This window comes from Gracilibacillus suaedae, from assembly GCF_017599345.1.
Classification (GTDB): Bacteria; Bacillota; Bacilli; order Bacillales; family Amphibacillaceae; genus Gracilibacillus; species Gracilibacillus suaedae.
Map to the genome: position 1 here is coordinate 37,310 of NZ_JAGFVL010000064.1, position 19,106 is coordinate 56,415.

A 19,106-nucleotide genomic window follows, 5' to 3' on the forward strand; every position below is an offset into this window, starting at 1 on the left:
AGGGGTAGCATGGAAGAAGTTACAAGCAATCATCAATCGATTATTATTGAATTGGATAAAGAAGAATATGCGATTCCTGTAGAAGTCGTCGGAGCTATCGAACGGATGCAACATATTACAAGAGTACCAAAGACAGCTAATTTCGTAAAAGGTGTTATAAATCTTCGTGGTGTAGTTACACCAATTATCGATTTGCGTGAGCGATTCGGAATGGAAAAGGCAGAGCATACAGAAAGTACAAGAATCATTATTATTCATATGGAGAATTATGATGTTGGTTTTATTGTAGATGCTGCTTATGATGTATTATATATTCCTGAAGATGCAATTGAACCTGCTCCACAGGTAATTGGAACGGTTGACGCAGATTATATAGGTGGAGTAGCAAAAGTCGACAAAAGGTTGATTATGCTTTTAGAATTGGAAAAAGTATTATCCAAAGAATCATACCAGGCAGCATTTTTGGGACAAGAAGGTTAGATACATGGTTCAGATGGAAAATTTATCTCAACATCATTTAGACGTATTAAAGGAAGTAGGCAATATTGGTGCCGGGAACGCTGCTACAGCACTCTCGAGCTTATTAGGGAAAAAGATAGAAATGTCTATTCCATCAATTAAGATTGTTGATTTTAATGAATTAATGGATTATGTGGGTGGGCCAGAACAAGTCATTGTAAGTGTATTTTTAAGAATACAAGGTGAAGCACCTGGGAGTATGTTTTTTGTACTGTCACCAGAAGAGTCAAGTTCATTAGTGGAACAATTGACAGGTTCATCAGGGGATAATATTGAAGAAAATGATCTTGCGATTTCAGCTATTTCTGAAATTGGCAATATTCTTTCTGGATCTTACTTATCTGCATTATCAGATTTTACATCTATTAATATGCAACCAACCGTACCTAATTTAACGATTGATATGGCAGCGGCTATTTTGATGCAAGGGCTTCTTGAGATTTCGCAAGAGAGTGATTATGCCATCATCATTGATACGATGATAGAGGAAGAAGAACAGTCAAACGAGTCGGTGAAAGGCCATTTCTTTTTATTACCAGACCCTGACTCATTTGATGAAATTTTCAAAGCACTAGGGGTCGAACAGGAATGACAATCATAACAACTGTTGTAAAAGTTGGCATAGCAGATTTAAAAATAACACAAATACCAAACACCTTAAAAACATCTGGATTAGGATCTTGTGTAGGTGTTGTCATCTATGAACAGAAGATAGCAGGACTCGCGCATGTCATGTTACCAGATTCAACTGCATCGAAGAAAAGTCTAGTAAACGAAATGAAGTATGCAGATACATCGATTGATTTATTATTGGAGCAACTCTTAACGGAAGGTGTTAGTAAATCTAGGTTGAAAGCCAAAATAGCAGGTGGAGCACATATGTTTTCTTTTCAGTCAAACAACAATATGTTGAAAATTGGTGAACGAAATGTCGAAGCAGTACTTGCTAAATTAAAGGAACATAAGATTCCGGTGGTTGCGCAGGATGTTGGCGGTAATAAAGGGAGAACAATTGAATTCGATATCGAAACAGGAATGCTCGAAGTAAGAAAGGTAAATAGTGGTATTATGCAAATTTAATTACGGTTCATTATTTTTGAGATGAGGTGATTCGATGGTCAAAGATACGTCAATGGAAAAAAGCCTGTGGAATAAGTGGTTAAGCAACAAAAGTGAAGAAAATACGAATGAATTAATAGAAAACTATATGTATCTTGTACATTACCATGTCCAACGAATCGCTGTTAATCTGCCTAAGAGTGTTAACAAAGATGATATCAAAAGTTTAGGGTTATTTGGATTGTTTGATGCATTATTAAAATTTGATAATAGTCGTGATTTAAAATTTGATACCTATGCTTCTTTTCGGATCAAGGGAGCCATAATTGACGGATTAAGAAAAGAAGATTGGCTACCTCGAACGACACGAGATAAAGTAAAAAAAATAGACCATGCAATGGAATCGTTAGAACAATCACTTCAACGAGAAGTAACAACAGAAGAAGTTGCTGAATATCTGGGTTTGACTGTGGAAGAAGTAGAGGATTCATTAAAGGATAGTTTTTTTGCAAACTTGTTATCAATGGAGGAGAAAAGTAAAAACAACACTGAAGAATCAAAAGAAGGAATTGGCTATCTTATTCGAGATGATCGGGAACCATTACCTGAAGATAATATTGTACGAAAAGAAAACTATCAAGAATTATCAAAATGCATCCAACAATTAAACGAAAATGAGCAAATGGTATTAAGTTTATTTTACGATAAGGAATTAACATTTACAGAAATAGGTAAAGTATTAGGATTAACAACATCAAGGATCTCACAAATTCATAAACAAGCTATAGTAAAAGTTCGTCATTTATATAAAAAAATATAAGAGTATAGGCGGGGCTTGATCATGAATGAAATAAAGGAAAAAGTTGATATTAATGTCTCGAAAAATCGATTAGTGGCAACGCTGTATGTGAAAGATCCAGATGCAACAGAAGACATAACAGAAGAAGATATTCAAGAGTTAATCAAAAGTTATGACATCGTATTTGGAGTTATTAATCTAGCTGAGATAGAATGGAAACAAAAACTAATAGAGGATGAGGAATTTATCATCGCAGAAGGAAAAAAACCGGAAAACGGTACAGATGGTAAATTAATAGTAAAGCAATCGACAGACAGCTCTTTAGCCGAAGAAGAAAAAACGAATTTTAGAGATATTACTAGAATCCCAATGGTTGAGAAAAATGACATTTTAGCACAATTAATACCACCAACTGATGGTGAACAAGGGGTTGATATCTATAATAACCCGGTTAAACAAAAGAAGGGGAAGCCTTATAAGTGTAGGTCGGGAGAAAATGTTTCTTTTGATGAATCAACATATACTTTTATTGCTACTTCAGATGGACAATTATCCGTTGGTGATCAAGTAATAAATGTGTATCCACTCTATGAAGTAAATGGTGACTTGTCCCTTAAAACTGGTAATATACAATTTAATGGTTCTGTAACAATTAAAGGTAATGTTCCCACTGGCTATAGTGTAACAGCAAACGGTGATGTAACGGTATATGGAATTGTAGAAGCCTCATATATCCATGCAGGTGGTAATGTCTTAATAAGAGAAGGTATTGCAGGTATGGAGAAAGCCATTGTAATGGCTGGTGCGGATATTGAAGTAGGTTATATCAATCAAGCAGAAGTAACTGCAGGTAAAGATCTGAAGGTAAAGAAATCGATTATGCATTCCAATTGTGTTGCGCAGCATAATATTTTCTGTACGAACGGAAGTATCATTGGAGGCAGTTGTTCGGCTGGAAAAATCATTGAAGTAAAAAATTTAGGGAATTTGGCAAATTCAAAAACGGAATTAGCGTTTGGAATCAGTAGAAAAACCTTAGATCGTGTAAGCGATTTAAAACGAAACCAGAAAGAGTTAAAAGAGAACCAACAGAAATTACGAATTTTAGGTGACCAATTGAAGCAGAAGAAAGATGCTGTAGGGGAGCTACCAACGAAAGAAAGAATTATGTTATTAAAACAGCGTAATATGTTTGATAAAATTAATGAAAAATTACAGTTAATTCAAGATGAATTAAGTGAATTACAATTAGAAATTGGTAATTATGCTAGTATGAAATTAATGGTTAAAGGAAAAGCGCATGAAAATGTTGAATTAATGTTTGGTAAATATAAACGGGTCTTATATCAAGAGCATCAATACTTTCAAGCTTTTTTAGAAGAAAAAGAAATAACGATTCAATCTTTATAGCTAAACTGTTATACTGGAAACAAATGAAAGTGCGGATATTTATTTCATATATTGGAGGTATCCCATGAGTTGGAAAGCAGTAGAAATGCAGGTTGCGTTACCTAGAACACAAGATGCTGGTAAAATTCAGGATCAGATGCAACAACAAGGTAGGATTGATCAAAATCAACTAGCACAGTCAATGGCTAAAGAAGACTTGAGAAGACGAAAACAGGTTTTAGAACAAGAAGCAAGTGAACAACTAAAGAACAACAAGCAAAAAAGGGATAACAACTTCAAAGAAGCATCAGAAGATAAGAAAAAAGAGAAACAACACCAACATCAATTCAAACATCCTTACTTAGGAAATAAAGTGGATTTTAGTGGTTAAGAGGTAGATTATGTTATATATATTATTATTGTTTAGTTTTATTATTCATATTGTAACTTTTGTTATCATCCGGCAACTAAAATTAAAACAAGATACATTGGCTGGGGTAGAAGATAATGTTAACCAGCAAGTGAAAAATATTGAAGATACTCTTGCTGTTTATTTGATAGAATTAAAAGAAGAAAACGAGAAATTTGTACAACAAGTGGGACAGTTTAATAGTGACACCTCAGATCAGCATAGTCATAATCAAATGCAAAATGAAGTCAGAAAATCTGTTGAAGAAGTTAATACACCTAAACAGACAACAAAAGAATATCAAGCCATTTCACATGTTGAACAAGTCGAAGATGTTGTTGAACGTTCAACTACAGCTTCTGTGTTACATTTGAATGAAAAAGGTTATACAGTAGATGAAATAGCAAAAGAACTGGACAAGGGTAAAACAGAAGTTGAGCTATTATTGAAATTTCAACAAAAAAAATGAAATATCGCTTGATTGCAACTATACATTATGGTATATTTGTTTTCGGTGTTAAATACACACGTTTGTGGAAGGTGCAAGTGGTGCTATTTTATTAGTCCTTGTATCGTATGAAACAAATGGAGGAATAAAAACCAATTTACAGGAGGAAAAAATTCATGGCAGTTATTTCAATGAAACAACTACTAGAAGCTGGTGTTCATTTTGGACATCAAACACGCCGTTGGAACCCAAAGATGAAGAAATATATCTTCACAGAGCGTAACGGTATTTATATTATTGACTTACAAAAGACAGTGAAAAAGGTAGAAGAAGCGTACAATTTCGTAAAAGAAATCGCTGAAAATGATGGAACTGTTTTATTCGTAGGTACAAAGAAACAAGCACAAGAATCCGTAAAAGAAGAAGCAATCCGTTCAGGAATGTTCTTTGTAAACCAACGTTGGTTAGGTGGAACATTAACTAACTTTGAAACAATTCGCAAACGTATTAATCGCTTAAAAGATATCGAAAAAATGGAAGAAGACGGAACTTTCGATGTATTACCGAAGAAAGAAGTTGTAGGTCTTCTTAAAGAAAAAGAACGCCTAGTGAAATTCTTAGGTGGTATTAAAGAAATGAATAAAATTCCTGATGCTTTATTTATTATTGATCCGAGGAAAGAGCGTATTGCTGTTGCAGAAGCACATAAATTAAACATTCCGATCGTAGGTATTGTTGATACAAACTGTGATCCAGATGAGATTGATTACGTAATCCCAGCGAATGATGATGCTATTCGTGCTGTGAAACTTCTTACAGGTAAAATGGCAGATGCTATTTTAGAAGCGAAACAAGGAGAAGTAACAGAAGAAGCTGCTGAGCAAGCAGAAGCTACAGAAGAAGCAGAAGTTGAATCTGTAGAAGAGTAATGAAAGGTTTTGGTGATAAGAGGGAGACCTTTTATCACCTTTTTTTCAGCAATATATGATATTAAAGGAGGAAATTCTAATGGCAATTACAGCAAAATTAGTAAAAGAACTAAGAGAAAAAACTGGTGCAGGCATGATGGATTGTAAAAAAGCACTTCAAGAAACTGATGGTGACATCGAGCAAGCTATTGATTATCTACGTGAAAAAGGTATCTCTAAAGCTGCGAAAAAAGCGGACCGTATTGCTGCAGAAGGTTCTGCTCATGTAGAAGTTTCTGGAAACGAAGCAGTGTTATTAGAATTAAACTGCGAAACAGACTTTGTTACCAAAAACGACCAGTTTAAGACTTTAGCACAGGATCTTGCTAAACATATTCTTTCTCAAAAACCAGAAACTGTTGAAGATGCTCTAAAACAGCCGCTTAATGGCGATGGTGAAACACTAGAAGAATTTATCAACTCCAATATTGCTAAAATCGGCGAGAAAATTTCTTTGCGTCGTTTTACATTATTTAACAAAACAGATAATGATGCGTTTGGAGCATATATCCACATGGGTGGTAATATTGGTGTAGTTACAGTTCTTGAAGGAACTACTGATGAACAAGTAGCCAAAGACATTGCAATGCACGTAGCAGCTGTAAATCCTAAATATTTATCTCGTGATGCTGTTTCAGCAGAAGATGTTGAAAAAGAACGCGAAGTACTTAAAACACAAGCATTAAACGAAGGTAAACCAGAACATATTGTTGAAAAAATGGTAGAAGGTCGTCTTAATAAATTCTTTGAAGAAATTTGCTTATTAGAGCAAAGTTTTGTAAAAGATCCTGATCAAAAAGTAAAACAAGTTGCAAAGAATCACAACGCAACAGTTAAATCTTTCGTTCGCTATGAAGTTGGTGAAGGAATTGAAAAGCGTGAAGATAACTTTGCTGAAGAAGTAATGAGTCAAGTAAACAAAAAATAACAGTGATGAAAAAGAGGGGCACTTGGTGTCCCTTTTCTTTGAAAAGTAACGATAATAAACCAATTTATATTTTAGAAATTGGAGATTCTTACCCTTTTACTTGGCTAAAATCTTCGTTTTCTTTATAATATTTACATATATGGAGGTAATTATGGCTACTGCTAACTACAGAAGGATTGTTCTTAAATTAAGTGGAGAAGCTCTGAGTGGTGAACAAGGATTTGGTCTTGAGCCATCTATCATTCAATCAGTGGCAAAACAAGTAAAAGATATAGTTGAATTAGGTGTAGAAGTTGCAATTGTTGTTGGTGGTGGCAATATTTGGCGTGGTAAAGTAGGAAGCGAAATGGGCATGGATCGTGCAAATGCTGACTATATGGGAATGTTGGCTACTGTCATGAATTCCTTAGCTCTTCAGGATAGTCTTGAAAATGTAGGTATTCCAACACGAGTCCAAACTTCCATTGAAATGCGTCAGGTAGCAGAACCATATATTCGCCGTAAAGCAATTCGACATCTAGAGAAAAAGCGTGTGGTTATTTTTGCTGCCGGAACCGGTAATCCGTATTTCTCAACTGATACAACTGCGGCTTTAAGAGCAGCAGAAGTGGAAGCTGATGTTATTTTAATGGCGAAAAATAACGTAGATGGTGTATACACTGCTGATCCAAAAGTTAATAAAGAAGCTAAAAAATACGATGAGCTATCTTATTTAGAAATTTTAAATGAAGGATTAGGTGTTATGGACTCAACCGCATCATCATTGTGTATGGATAACAACATACCTTTACTTGTATTCTCCATTTCAGAGGAAGGAAATATTAAGAAAGCTGTAATTGGCGAAAATATTGGAACTATTATAAGGGGGAGCTAAAAATGTCTGAACAGTTAATGAAAGAAACTCGCGAGAAAATGGACCAAGCGGTAAAAGCATATTCTAAAAACCTAGCAACAGTAAGAGCTGGAAGAGCAAACCCAGCTTTATTAGATAGTGTACAAGTGGAGTATTATGGTGCATTAACACCATTAAACCAATTGGCATCTATTTCTGTGCCGGAAGCTCGGTTATTAGTTATAACACCATTTGATAAATCTACCGTTTCTGATATCGAGAAGGCTATTCAAAAAGCTGATCTAGGTTTATCACCATCAAATGACGGAAATGTAGTTCGAATCAGTATTCCTCCACTAACTGAAGAACGTCGTAAAGATTTAGTGAAAGTAGTTGGTAAGTATGCGGAAGAATCAAAAGTGCAAATCCGTAATATTCGCCGTGACACTAATGATCAGTTGAAGAAAGATGAAAAGAATGGTGACCTTACAGAAGATGAATTGAGAGGTTTCCAAGATGATGTACAATCCATAACAGACACACACATTCAAAAAATTGATGAATTAACGAAAGAAAAAGAACAAGAAATTATGGAAGTCTAAGCAAAAAAAAGGTAGAATATATGATGAGTGTAGAAGCCCTCTTAATAAGAAGAGGGTTTTTCCACTTTACATGACAGCCATATATATTATGGAGTATTGAATAGAACGGTTTTTTTAATGATGGAGGATAATTATGCGTTTGTTTAAACTTCCTTTTAAGAATAGTAAAGACAATACTGTAGAAGTATCACAAACAGTGTCTGAAAATATACCTAAGCACATTGCTATCATCATGGATGGGAATGGCAGATGGGCACAAAAAAGAGGATTGCCACGTGTTGCAGGTCATCGAGAAGGAATGGATAATGTCAAGCGAATTGTAAAAGCAGCCAATCAATTACAAGTTGAAATATTAACATTATATGCGTTTTCAACTGAGAATTGGAAACGACCATCAACTGAGGTAGAATATATTATGAAGTTGCCTATCGATTTCTTACAGCATTATTTACCTGAATTAGTTGAAGAAAATGTTCGGATTCAAACAATCGGTGAATTCGATGACTTACCAAAAAATACAAAAGCAGCGATTCAGAAAGCTAAAGATCAAACCTCTGATAATAATGGATTAATATTAAATATTGCTATTAATTATGGTAGTAGGTTTGAAATGATTCGTTCGATCAAAGAGATTTGCCAAGAAGTACAAGAAGGTAAGTATGGAATTGAAGAGATTACAGAAGCTACGTTAAGTGGCCATTTATATACTTCTCATATTAAAGATCCTGATCTATTAATCCGCACGAGTGGTGAATTAAGACTTAGTAATTTTTTACTTTGGCAATCCGCTTATACAGAATTGTGGTTTACAGATACATTGTGGCCTGATTTTAGTACAGCAGAATTTGAAAAAGCTATCAACGATTTTCAGAAACGAAAACGTCGTTATGGTGGAATATAAGGTGTGAAAATAATATGAAAACAAGAATTATTACTGCGATTATTGCAATTTTGCTTTTCTTCCCATTTATATTTTTAAGTGGTTTACCCTTTCAAATAATCATGTATATCATTGCCACAATAGGTTTTCTGGAACTTTTACATATGAGAAGGATGATAAAGTATCCAATCCCCACTGTTCTAAGTGTTATTTTATTATGGTCTTTGTTATTTCAAGATGAATATTTATTTTTTTCTACACGTTTAGAGTTGCTCATGTTTTTTGTATTAGTTTTACTAGGGTATACAGTGTTAGTTAAAAATAAATTCACTTTTGAAGATGCCGGTTTTTTAATTTTAGCTTCGATCTACGTCGGTTTGGGCTTTCACTATTTCATCCAAACTAGGGAAGTAGAAGATGGACTAGTTTATATTTTTTATGCTATTCTAGTAATATTGTCAACTGATACAGGAGCTTATTTCTTTGGAAGAGCATTCGGCAAGCACAAACTTTGGCCGCAAATTAGTCCAAAGAAAACAGTCGAAGGAGCACTTGGTGGCATATTTGTAGCTTGTATAGTAGCCATTATTTTTCAATACTTTTTCCAAGTGCATGAATCGATGTTGTTAGTTGTTATTGTTACAATTATCGCTTCTATATTTGCTCAGATAGGTGATCTAGTCGAGTCTGCTATCAAAAGGCATTATGATGTGAAGGACTCTGGAAAAATACTGCCTGGTCATGGCGGGATACTAGACCGCTTCGATAGTTGGTTATTTGTTTTTCCTTTATTACATTTTATTCATTTTATATCATAGATATTTATTAATAGGAGTATCAGTTATGAAAAACATCACTTTATTAGGAGCAACAGGTTCTATAGGTTTACAAACATTAGATGTTGTGAGGGAGCATCCTCATCAATTTCGGTTATATGGGATCGCTTTTGGTCAAAATGTAGACAAGGCTAAAGAAATTATAGCGGAATTCAAACCTGAAAAAGTTGTAGTTCAAGATGAAAAAATCCGCAACGAGCTGTTAGTTAATACTGATCAAATCACGATATTAGTTGGTAGCGAAGGGATGGAAGAAGTTAGTGCTGATCCAGAAACAGATGTATTAGTGAATGCTGTAATGGGTAGTGTTGGACTAGGGGCAACTTTAACTGCGATCAAACACAACAAGCAAATTGCGATAGCCAATAAAGAAACATTAGTGACAGCTGGTCATCTAGTTATGGAAGAAGCGAAAAAATATGGTGTTGACCTATTACCTGTAGATAGTGAGCATTCTGCTATTTTCCAAGCGTTAAATGGAGAATCATATCAAGACATTAATAAAATCATATTAACAGCATCAGGTGGTAGTTTCCGTGATAAAACCAGGGAACAGCTTAAAGGTGTCACCGTATCAGATGCTCTTAATCACCCTAATTGGAGTATGGGCGCTAAAATCACAATCGATTCTGCTACGATGATGAACAAAGGACTAGAAGTCATTGAGGCGCATTGGCTATTTGACGTACCTTATGACAAAATAGAAGTTATTCAGCACAAAGAAAGTATTATCCATTCAATGGTTGAATATGCTGATAAAAGTATTATCGCTCAATTGGGAACACCAGACATGCGTGGACCTATTCAGTATGCTCTCACGTATCCAGATAGGTTGCCGCTGTCATCATCTAAAAGCCTTGATTTTGTAGAAATTAGTGCACTTCATTTTTCGATAATGGACATGGAACGATTTCCGTGTTTAGCTTTTGCTTATCATGCAGGCAATAAAGGTGGTTCATTGCCTACTGTGTTAAATGCGGCAAATGAAGCTGCAGTAGATTTATTTTTGCGTGAAAAGATTACATTTCTAGAGATTGAAGATGTAATTGAGAATGCAATGGAGAATCATAGTTTTATTGAACAGCCTGATTTAGAAACAATCAATGCGATCGATCAGGAAATAAGAAATAAAACGTACGAAAAATACTAAGGAAGTGTTAGTGGGAAGGAGTGCTTCAGAGTGACAACTGTTATTGCCTTTATTTTAATGTTTGGACTGCTTGTATTCGTTCATGAGTTTGGTCACTTTTATGTTGCTAAAAAGACCGGGATGCTTGTACGAGAGTTTGCAATTGGTTTTGGACCTAAAGTATTCTCTACTGTAAAAAATGAAACGTTATATACCATTAGATTATTACCAATGGGTGGATATGTACGAGTTGCTGGAGAAGACCCAGAAATCATTGATATTAAACCCGGTCAACATATCGGGTTAACTTTTAATAATGATGGTGAAGTAAAAGAAATTATTGTAAACAACAAAGAAAAACATCCCGATGCTTTTGTGATAGAAGTAGAACATATTGATTTAGATCATGCTTTAACCATACAAGGCTATGAAATTAATGGAGATGAAAAGTATTCCTTCCGTGTCAATAGAAAAGCATCCTTTATTATGGATGAAAAGGCAACTCAAATAGCTCCTTACGATCGCCAATTTGCTTCCAAAACAGTTGGTCAAAGAGGATTGCAATTGTTTGCTGGGCCATTTATGAACTTTGTACTTTCTATAGTGATCTTTCTGGTGTTAGCCAATTTACAGGGTGTTCCAGTAAAAGAAATGCAAGTTGGATCTGTCGCAGATAACAGCCCTGCCCAAGAAGCTGGTTTTCAAGCTGATGATAAAGTAATTGAGATTGAGGGTCAAAGCATTAGCAAATGGGAAGAATTTCAAGAAATTGTCCAAGAAAGTCCGAATGAAACGTTGGAAATGATTGTTTTACGTGGCGAACAACAAGTTCCACTTGAAGTCACTCCGGCATTAATCGAATCACCTGAGGGAGATTTTGGACAAGTAGGTGTAATTCAAGCGACAGAGAAATCGTTTGTACGAAGCATTCCTTATAGTTTAGAAGAAACATATCGTTGGTCGACGATGATCTTAACCAATTTAGGAAAATTGATAACTGGGCAATTTTCTATAGATGTATTATCTGGACCAGTGGGAATTTATGATGCTACAGATCAGGTCATTAAAACGGGCTTTTTAAACTTTTTAATGTGGACAGCAGCATTAAGTGTTAATTTAGGAATTATTAATTTATTGCCGTTACCCGCATTAGATGGAGGAAGGCTCTTGTTTGTTGGGCTAGAAGCAGTTCGAGGTAAACCGATCGATCCGCAAAAAGAGGGTGTCGTTCATTTTATTGGCTTCGCATTATTGATGTTACTGATGATCATCGTTACATGGAATGACATCCAGAGACTATTTTTATAAAAAAGCGAAATATGTATTCATAAAATGCGAGAAATATCGATATTATCGAGGTGAGTTGAGAAGATGAGACAAAGTCAAACTTTAATTCCTACATTAAAGGAAACACCTGCAGATGCTGAGATTAAAAGTCATCAGTTGTTAGTGCGTGCAGGATTTATTAGACAAACAGCTTCAGGTGTATACAGCTTTTTACCAATGGGCAATAAAGTATTAAAAAATGTCGAAAAAATTGTACGTGAAGAAATGGAAAAAGCAGGAGCTGTCGAGATGTTAATGCCCGCTCTGCAACTATCTGATCTGTGGAAAGAAACAGGAAGATGGTATACGATGGGCCCAGAATTGATGCGATTAAACGATCGTCATGAAAGAGAGTTTGCTCTTGGAGCGACACATGAGGAAGTTGTTACAAGCCTTATTGGTGATGAAGTAAAAAGTTACAAAAAACTACCCCTATATGTGTACCAAATTCAAACGAAATTCCGTGACGAAAAACGACCTAGATTCGGTCTTTTAAGAGGACGAGAATTTATTATGAAAGATGCTTATACGTTCCACACTGATCAAGAGAGCCTTGACGAAGCGTATCGAAAAATGTATCAAGCATATTCAAACATTTTTACTCGTTGCGGCTTGAATTTCCGAGCAGTTATTGCTGATTCTGGTGCAATGGGTGGTAAAGATACACATGAATTTATGGTACTATCAGAGATCGGTGAAGATACGATCGCATATTCCGATACTTCTGATTTTGCCGCTAATATTGAAATGGCACCGGTCCATGTTACATATGAACAAAGTGTTGAAGCTGAACTGGATTTAGAAATGGTTGATACACCGGGCTATAAAACTATGGTGGAAGTCTCTCAATTTTTAGGACTACCATTAGAACAAGGAATCAAGTCTTTACTGTTCAAAGTAGATGAACGATTTGTTTTAGTTTTATCCCGTGGTGACCATGAAATCAATGATATTAAGTTGAAGAATGCGTTAGCGGCTACGAATGTAGAATTAGCAACAGGGCAAGAAACCAAACAATTATTGAATGCAGAAGTAGGCTCGATTGGACCAGTTGATGTACCTGAAGATATCGAAGTTATGGCTGATCATGCCGTTGCCGTTATTCGTAATGGTTATTGCGGTGCTAATAAGAATGACAAGCATTACCAAAATGTAAACCCAGTTCGAGATTTTAAGGTATCTTCTTATCAAGATCTTCGTTTTATTCAAGAAGGGGATCCGTCTCCAGACGGTCAAGGAAAGATTAAGTTTGCTAAAGGAATTGAAGTTGGCCATATATTCAAATTAGGGCAATTCTATGCAGAAAAATTAGGCGCACAATATTTAAACGAACAAGGTAAACAAGAAACGATGACAATGGGTTGTTATGGTATTGGAGTGTCTCGGACTCTAGCTGCAATTGTAGAACAATATCATGATGATAATGGTATTAAATGGCCAAAAGAAATTACGCCATATCATGTCCATCTCATTGCAGTAAACCCAAAAAATCAGGAGCAAACGGATCTAGCAGAGAATATTTATCAACAACTGCAAGAAAACAATATTTCCGTATTATTTGATGATCGAAAAGAACGACCAGGAGTTAAGTTTGCTGATAGTGATTTGATCGGATTGCCAGTTAGAATAACAGTTGGTAAAAAAGCTGCAGAAGGATACGTAGAGTGCAAGTTAAGAGAGAACGGGGAGCAAGAAGATCTTCACGTGTCAGAATTAATTGATAAAATCAACTCATTACTAAAATAACCGCATTCCCTTGTCTCAACATCGCAGGCAAGGGAATTATCTATTTAACAAAAAGACAACCATTCTATAAACATGTCACAGTTTACAAAAACTGCACAGTAACGAGGACATAGATTTGCTCTCTTCCATACTGCATTTTGATGAGTGCTGCCATACGCTCCGGCAGAATACTGCGCTTTCCGTGGGCGGTTTTTAGCTAACTTTGCAAAGAAAACCACTTTGCAAAGTGGATTTTCAGCTCTCGTGAGTCCCGCAGGAGTCTCCGTATTCTGCCTCCGCTATTGTTGTGCTCTGGTTATAGAGAGGATAAGAACTCATGGGACTAAACTCTTTGGATTTCTTGTCACTTGATCAGAACAGTATACTAAGCTGTGGAAAAATGTGACATTCCTGGAACTACATATGGTGGAGAAATCGATTGGTTGATTTCGGATTAGTGTTGTAGGGCATATCTTAACGAAGGCCGCCCACTTCCACTCCTGTGGGACCTGTTTGACCTGAAGATCCACTTTTTCGAGCGGTTTTTGCTCGAAAAAGTTAGCTGAAGGGCAAACCCCACGGAACGGAAGTGGGCAGCCGAAGTGGCTGTTATCATCACGATATATGTCAAAATTACTTCATAGGTGACTGTACATTTAGTTACGAACAAACAGTATTTTCACTACTTCGCAGTTTGTATCTGTTACGAAGTTTTTTAGGAGAGAAGATGGAACTGGTTTTGCGTGGTTTTGTCTTATGATAAAATAATAGGAAGATTAATAGGTAAAGGAGATCAAAGATGAGTATCTCTAGTCAGGAAAAATTTCAGCTACTAATGAAACAGATTGGTATTGCTGATGATATGAAAAATAAATACTTTCAAAATGGTGCTATTGAAAAGCTGGAAGTTTATCGGTCCAATCCGTTATGGCACTTCTATTTTCATCTGGAACAGACGATCCCTGCTGATATATATCAAGCATTTATTTTGAAATTAACCGAAGCTTTTTCATCCATTGCTAAAGTTTCATGGACGATTAGAGTGGATCAACATGCATTAGACGAACAGGAGCAATCCCGTTATTGGCAAATCTTTTTATCAGAATTGATGAGAGAATCACCCAAGTATCGTACATTTGAAAATAAAAAACCTCTATTTAACGATAATAATATTATGTTAACTGTGAGTAATCAAATTGAAGCACAGTGGAACAAAACCATTCAATCACAATTTGATCAGTTCTGCATGAAAGTTGGTTTACCGAAACAACTTATTCAACTTGAAGTAGCAGCACAACAAGAGGAAATTGAAAAATTCCAACAGGCGAAGGCAATGGAAGACCGTAAGAAAGTAGAAGAGGCTTTTAAAGAACAAGAAAAGCGTGCAAAAGAAGCGAAACCAGAAAATCCATCAGGTCCAGTTCAACTGGGTTATCCTATCAAAGAAAATTCTATTCCCATGAAGGATGTAGTAGAAGAAGAAAAAAACGTTATCTTTCAAGGGTTTGTTTTTGATGCTGAAATTAGGGAACTACGTTCTGGTAGACATTTATTAATACTTAAAGTAACAGATTACACCGACTCTTTTCAGATAAAGATGTTCTCTAAAGGTGACCAAGATGCCGAGAAGTTCAAACAGTTAAAAGAAGGTATGTGGATTAAAGCTAAAGGGATGGTTCAGACTGATAATTTCTCGAATGAATTAACCATGATGGCCAAAGATATTCAAGAGGTAGCTTCGATTACACGAGAAGATCAAGGTTATGATGACGAAAAACGCGTAGAATTGCACGCACATACATTAATGAGCCAAATGGATTCCGTTGTGTCCGCTTCGAAATTGATTGAACAAGCTGGTAAATGGGGACATAAAGCAATTGCCATTACAGATCATGCCGTAGCTCAAGCTTATCCTGAAGCATATGCTGCTGGACAAAAACACGGTGTGAAGGTTGTTTATGGTGTGGAAGCAAATATTGTCGATGACGGAGTGCCGATTGCCTATAATGAATCAAACCGTATATTAGCAGACGATACGTATGTTGTATTTGACGTCGAGACGACAGGATTGTCGGCAATATATGATACCATTATCGAGCTCGCTGCCGTTAAAGTTCATAATGGAGAAATAATTGATCGTTATGAATCTTTTGCCAACCCACATCACCCATTATCTGAAACAACTACTAACCTGACTGGCATAACAGATGACATGGTAAAAGACGCGCCAGAAGTAGAAGAAGTATTAAAAGAATTTCATGAATGGATGGGAGATGCTATTTTAGTAGCACATAATGCTGATTTTGATATGGGCTTTTTGAATACTGGGTTTAAGCGTATTGGTTATGAAGAAGCAAATAATCCTGTCATTGATACATTGGAATTAGCTCGTTTACTGTTCCCTGAATTAAAGAATCACCGTTTGAATACGCTGTGTAAGAAGCTTGATATCGAGCTTACCCAGCACCACCGTGCGATTTATGATGCAGAAGCAACGGGATATTTATTATGGAAGTTTGTTAAACTATCAATTGAGCGAGGTATTGTGAATCATAACCAATTTAATCAGCATATGGGAGAAGGAAACGCTTATCAACGTTCTCGTCCGTTCCATGCTACATTATTAGCTGTTGATCAAGAAGGGTTGAAAAATATTTATAAATTGGTTTCACTAGCCCATATTGATTATTTCTACCGTGTTCCACGTATACCTCGATCTAAATTACAACAATATCGCGAAGGTATTTTAGTAGGCACGGCTTGTGACCAAGGTGAAGTATTCGAAACGATGATGCAAAAATCAAAAGAACAAGCTGAGAAAGTTGCACAGTTCTATGATTTTATCGAGGTTCAACCTCCTGAGAATTTTGTGCATCTTTATGATCGAGAATTAGTTCAGAACGAGGCACAGTTATTCGATATTATTCGCAATATTGTTCAGCTTGCTCAAGAACTAGATAAGCCTTGCGTTGCTACAGGAAATGTCCATCATTTAGAAAAGAATGATATGGTTTACCGGCAAATACTGATTGCTTCTCAAAGTGGTAATCCATTAAATAGACAAACATTACCGAATACGTATTTTCGCACAACGAACGAGATGATGGATGCATTTTCGTTTTTGGGACAAGAAAAAGCAAAAGAAATTGTTATTACCAATCCAAACGCACTTGTCGATCAAATTGATGAGGTCAAACCAGTAAAAGAAGATCTTTATACACCAAATATCGATGGTGCAGAGGAAGAAATTCGTGAATTAAGTTATAACTTTGCTAAATCAGTCTATGGTGAACCAATTCCGGAAATTGTGGAGAAACGGGTGGAAAAGGAACTGAAAAGTATTATTGGTCATGGATTTGCGGTTATTTACTTAATTTCACAAAAGCTAGTAAAAAAATCATTAGATGATGGCTATTTAGTAGGATCACGTGGATCTGTCGGTTCATCATTAATCGCGACTTTTACTGAGATTACAGAAGTTAATCCATTACCACCTCATTATGTATGTCCAGAATGTAAGTATAGTGAATTTTTTAATGATGGGTCAGTTGGTAGTGGATTCGATTTGCCTGATAAGAAATGTCCAAAATGTAATGCAGAATTGAAGAAAGATGGACAAGATATTCCGTTTGAAACTTTCTTGGGCTTCAAAGGGGACAAGGTTCCAGATATTGACTTGAACTTTTCCGGTGAATACCAGCCACGTGCCCACAATTATACGAAAGTGCTTTTTGGCGAAGATAATGTATACCGAGCAGGAACAATAGGTACGGTAGCCGAAAAAACAGCTTATGGATATGTTAAAGGGTATGCAAGTGACAAAGAACTTACACTAAAACAAGCAGAAGTAGACCGATTGGTAAAAGGGTGCACCGGTGCTAAACGGACAACGGGACAACACCCTGGAGGTATCATTGTTGTACCAGATGACAAAGAAATTTATGATTTTACCCCAATTCAATACCCTGCAGATGATCGAAATTCGGAATGGCGGACAACCCACTTTGATTTCCATTCGATCCATGATAACTTGTTGAAACTTGATATCCTTGGACACGATGATCCGACCATGATTCGCATGCTTCAAGATTTAAGTGGTATAGATCCACAAACAATACCGACTGATGACGATGAGGTAATGAAGATATTTTCCGGTCCTGAAGTGTTAGGTGTGACACCAGACCAAATTATGTGTAAGACCGGAACATTGGGCGTACCAGAATTCGGTACAAGATTCGTTCGGCAAATGCTCGAAGATACCAAGCCCAAAACCTTTGCGGAGTTAGTTATCATCTCAGGTCTAAGTCACGGCACAGATGTATGGTTAGGTAATGCGCAAGAACTTATAAATAATGGTATTTGTGGATTGCCAGATGTTATTGGATGTCGTGACGATATCATGGTGTATTTAATGCATAAAGGTTTAGATGCGTCACTTGCCTTTAAGATTATGGAGTTTGTGCGTAAAGGGAAGGGTCTAGAGTCAGAATGGATCGAAGAAATGAAGAAACATGATGTACCAGATTGGTATATCGACTCTTGTAAAAAGATAAAATATATGTTCCCGAAAGCACACGCTGCTGCGTATGTACTAATGGCGATTCGAATAGCTTATTTTAAAGTTCATCATCCGATTTATTTCTATGCAGCATACTTTACTGTAAGAGCCGATGACTTTGAATTAGATACGATGATCAAAGGTTCAGAAGCAATGCGTAAACGGATCAAAGAAATACTGGACAAAGGTAATGATGCGCCACCTAAAGAAAAAAGTTTACTTACCGTTTTAGAATTAGCATTGGAAATGAGTGAACGAGGCTTCCATTTTCAAAAAGTAGACCTTTATCGTTCTTCCGCGACGGAGTTTTTAGTAGATGGTGACAGCCTGATCCCTCCATTTAATGCTGTGGATGGATTAGGAACAAACGCCGCAATCAATATTGAAAAAGCACGAGAAGACGGAGAATTCTTATCAAAAGAAGATTTAAGAGAACGTAGCCGTATTTCTAAAACTGTATTGGAATACTTGGATCAACATGGTTGTTTAGATGGGATGGCAGAGAAAAATCAATTATCCCTGTTTTAATAAGATGGGTAAAAGAACTTCTGTTGGATAATTCCAGTAAACCCCTTGCATTATTCCAACATTCATGCTATATTTTATACAGATTTCATTTGATGCGGACAGAAAAGAGTGGGCCATCCCACTCTTTCTTCTTAGCCATCAACAAAGAGCGATATAGGGTTTTGATAAATC

General features: G+C 36.1%; 17 protein-coding genes. All 17 read left to right on the plus strand.

All coding sequences use genetic code 11. The annotated features are described in order from the left end of the window. The first annotated feature begins 9 nt into the window (after window positions 1-9). The 17 genes from J5J03_RS21530 to J5J03_RS21610 all read left to right on the plus strand — a co-directional run bounded on the left by J5J03_RS21530 (window position 10) and on the right by J5J03_RS21610 (window position 18,935). Window positions 10-480 carry a chemotaxis protein CheW gene (locus J5J03_RS21530; RefSeq protein WP_208592528.1) on the plus strand — a complete coding sequence of 157 codons (471 nt, stop codon included), beginning with the start codon at window positions 10-12 and terminating at the stop codon, window positions 478-480. Between the two features lie 4 nt (window positions 481-484). After that, on the plus strand, window positions 485-1,111 hold the full coding sequence (locus tag J5J03_RS21535) for a chemotaxis protein CheC (protein WP_208592530.1): 627 nt from the start codon (window positions 485-487) through the stop codon (window positions 1,109-1,111). Beyond that, a complete protein-coding gene (locus J5J03_RS21540; protein ID WP_208592532.1) occupies window positions 1,108-1,599 on the plus strand; it encodes a chemotaxis protein CheD in 492 nt (163 codons plus the stop codon). Before J5J03_RS21535 ends, J5J03_RS21540 begins: the two co-directional genes overlap by 4 nt. A 34-nt stretch (window positions 1,600-1,633) precedes the next feature. Further along, window positions 1,634-2,398: a FliA/WhiG family RNA polymerase sigma factor gene (locus J5J03_RS21545; protein ID WP_208592534.1), complete on the plus strand. Its 765-nt coding sequence runs from the start codon at window positions 1,634-1,636 to the stop codon at window positions 2,396-2,398. 21 nt (window positions 2,399-2,419) lie between these two features. Then, complete coding sequence (locus tag J5J03_RS21550) at window positions 2,420-3,787, plus strand: DUF342 domain-containing protein (protein WP_208592536.1); 1,368 nt, start codon at window positions 2,420-2,422, stop codon at window positions 3,785-3,787. Between the two features lie 64 nt (window positions 3,788-3,851). Further along, window positions 3,852-4,157 (plus strand): hypothetical protein, encoded by a 306-nt coding sequence (locus J5J03_RS21555; RefSeq protein WP_208592538.1) that lies wholly within the window; start codon window positions 3,852-3,854, stop codon window positions 4,155-4,157. Between the two features lie 10 nt (window positions 4,158-4,167). After that, complete coding sequence (locus tag J5J03_RS21560) at window positions 4,168-4,644, plus strand: DUF6115 domain-containing protein (RefSeq protein ID WP_208592541.1); 477 nt, start codon at window positions 4,168-4,170, stop codon at window positions 4,642-4,644. A 155-nt stretch (window positions 4,645-4,799) separates the two neighbouring features. Next, entirely contained in the window at window positions 4,800-5,552 is a 753-nt protein-coding gene (gene rpsB, locus J5J03_RS21565) for a 30S ribosomal protein S2 (RefSeq protein ID WP_208592543.1), read from the plus strand. 79 nt (window positions 5,553-5,631) lie between these two features. After that, window positions 5,632-6,519, plus strand: a complete 888-nt coding sequence (gene tsf, locus J5J03_RS21570; protein ID WP_208592545.1) for a translation elongation factor Ts — start codon at window positions 5,632-5,634, stop codon at window positions 6,517-6,519. 151 nt (window positions 6,520-6,670) lie between these two features. Next, the gene (gene pyrH, locus J5J03_RS21575; RefSeq protein WP_018932642.1) at window positions 6,671-7,393 is read left to right on the plus strand and encodes a UMP kinase; all 723 of its coding nucleotides are present in this window, start codon (window positions 6,671-6,673) and stop codon (window positions 7,391-7,393) included. A 2-nt stretch (window positions 7,394-7,395) separates the two neighbouring features. Next, complete coding sequence (gene frr / locus J5J03_RS21580; RefSeq protein WP_208592547.1) at window positions 7,396-7,953, plus strand: ribosome recycling factor; 558 nt, start codon at window positions 7,396-7,398, stop codon at window positions 7,951-7,953. Window positions 7,954-8,086: 133 nt separating this feature from the next. Next, window positions 8,087-8,854, plus strand: a complete 768-nt coding sequence (locus J5J03_RS21585; protein ID WP_208592549.1) for an isoprenyl transferase — start codon at window positions 8,087-8,089, stop codon at window positions 8,852-8,854. A 14-nt stretch (window positions 8,855-8,868) separates the two neighbouring features. Continuing rightward, the gene (locus J5J03_RS21590; protein WP_208592551.1) at window positions 8,869-9,651 is read left to right on the plus strand and encodes a phosphatidate cytidylyltransferase; all 783 of its coding nucleotides are present in this window, start codon (window positions 8,869-8,871) and stop codon (window positions 9,649-9,651) included. A gap of 25 nt (window positions 9,652-9,676) precedes the next feature. Continuing rightward, window positions 9,677-10,819: a 1-deoxy-D-xylulose-5-phosphate reductoisomerase gene (gene dxr, locus J5J03_RS21595; protein ID WP_208592553.1), complete on the plus strand. Its 1,143-nt coding sequence runs from the start codon at window positions 9,677-9,679 to the stop codon at window positions 10,817-10,819. Window positions 10,820-10,849: 30 nt separating this feature from the next. Continuing rightward, complete coding sequence (rseP, locus tag J5J03_RS21600; RefSeq protein ID WP_208592555.1) at window positions 10,850-12,106, plus strand: RIP metalloprotease RseP; 1,257 nt, start codon at window positions 10,850-10,852, stop codon at window positions 12,104-12,106. 63 nt (window positions 12,107-12,169) lie between these two features. Then, the gene (locus J5J03_RS21605; protein WP_208592557.1) at window positions 12,170-13,870 is read left to right on the plus strand and encodes a proline--tRNA ligase; all 1,701 of its coding nucleotides are present in this window, start codon (window positions 12,170-12,172) and stop codon (window positions 13,868-13,870) included. Window positions 13,871-14,648: 778 nt separating this feature from the next. Further along, window positions 14,649-18,935: a PolC-type DNA polymerase III gene (locus tag J5J03_RS21610; RefSeq protein ID WP_208592559.1), complete on the plus strand. Its 4,287-nt coding sequence runs from the start codon at window positions 14,649-14,651 to the stop codon at window positions 18,933-18,935. The last annotated feature ends 171 nt before the right edge of the window (window positions 18,936-19,106 follow it).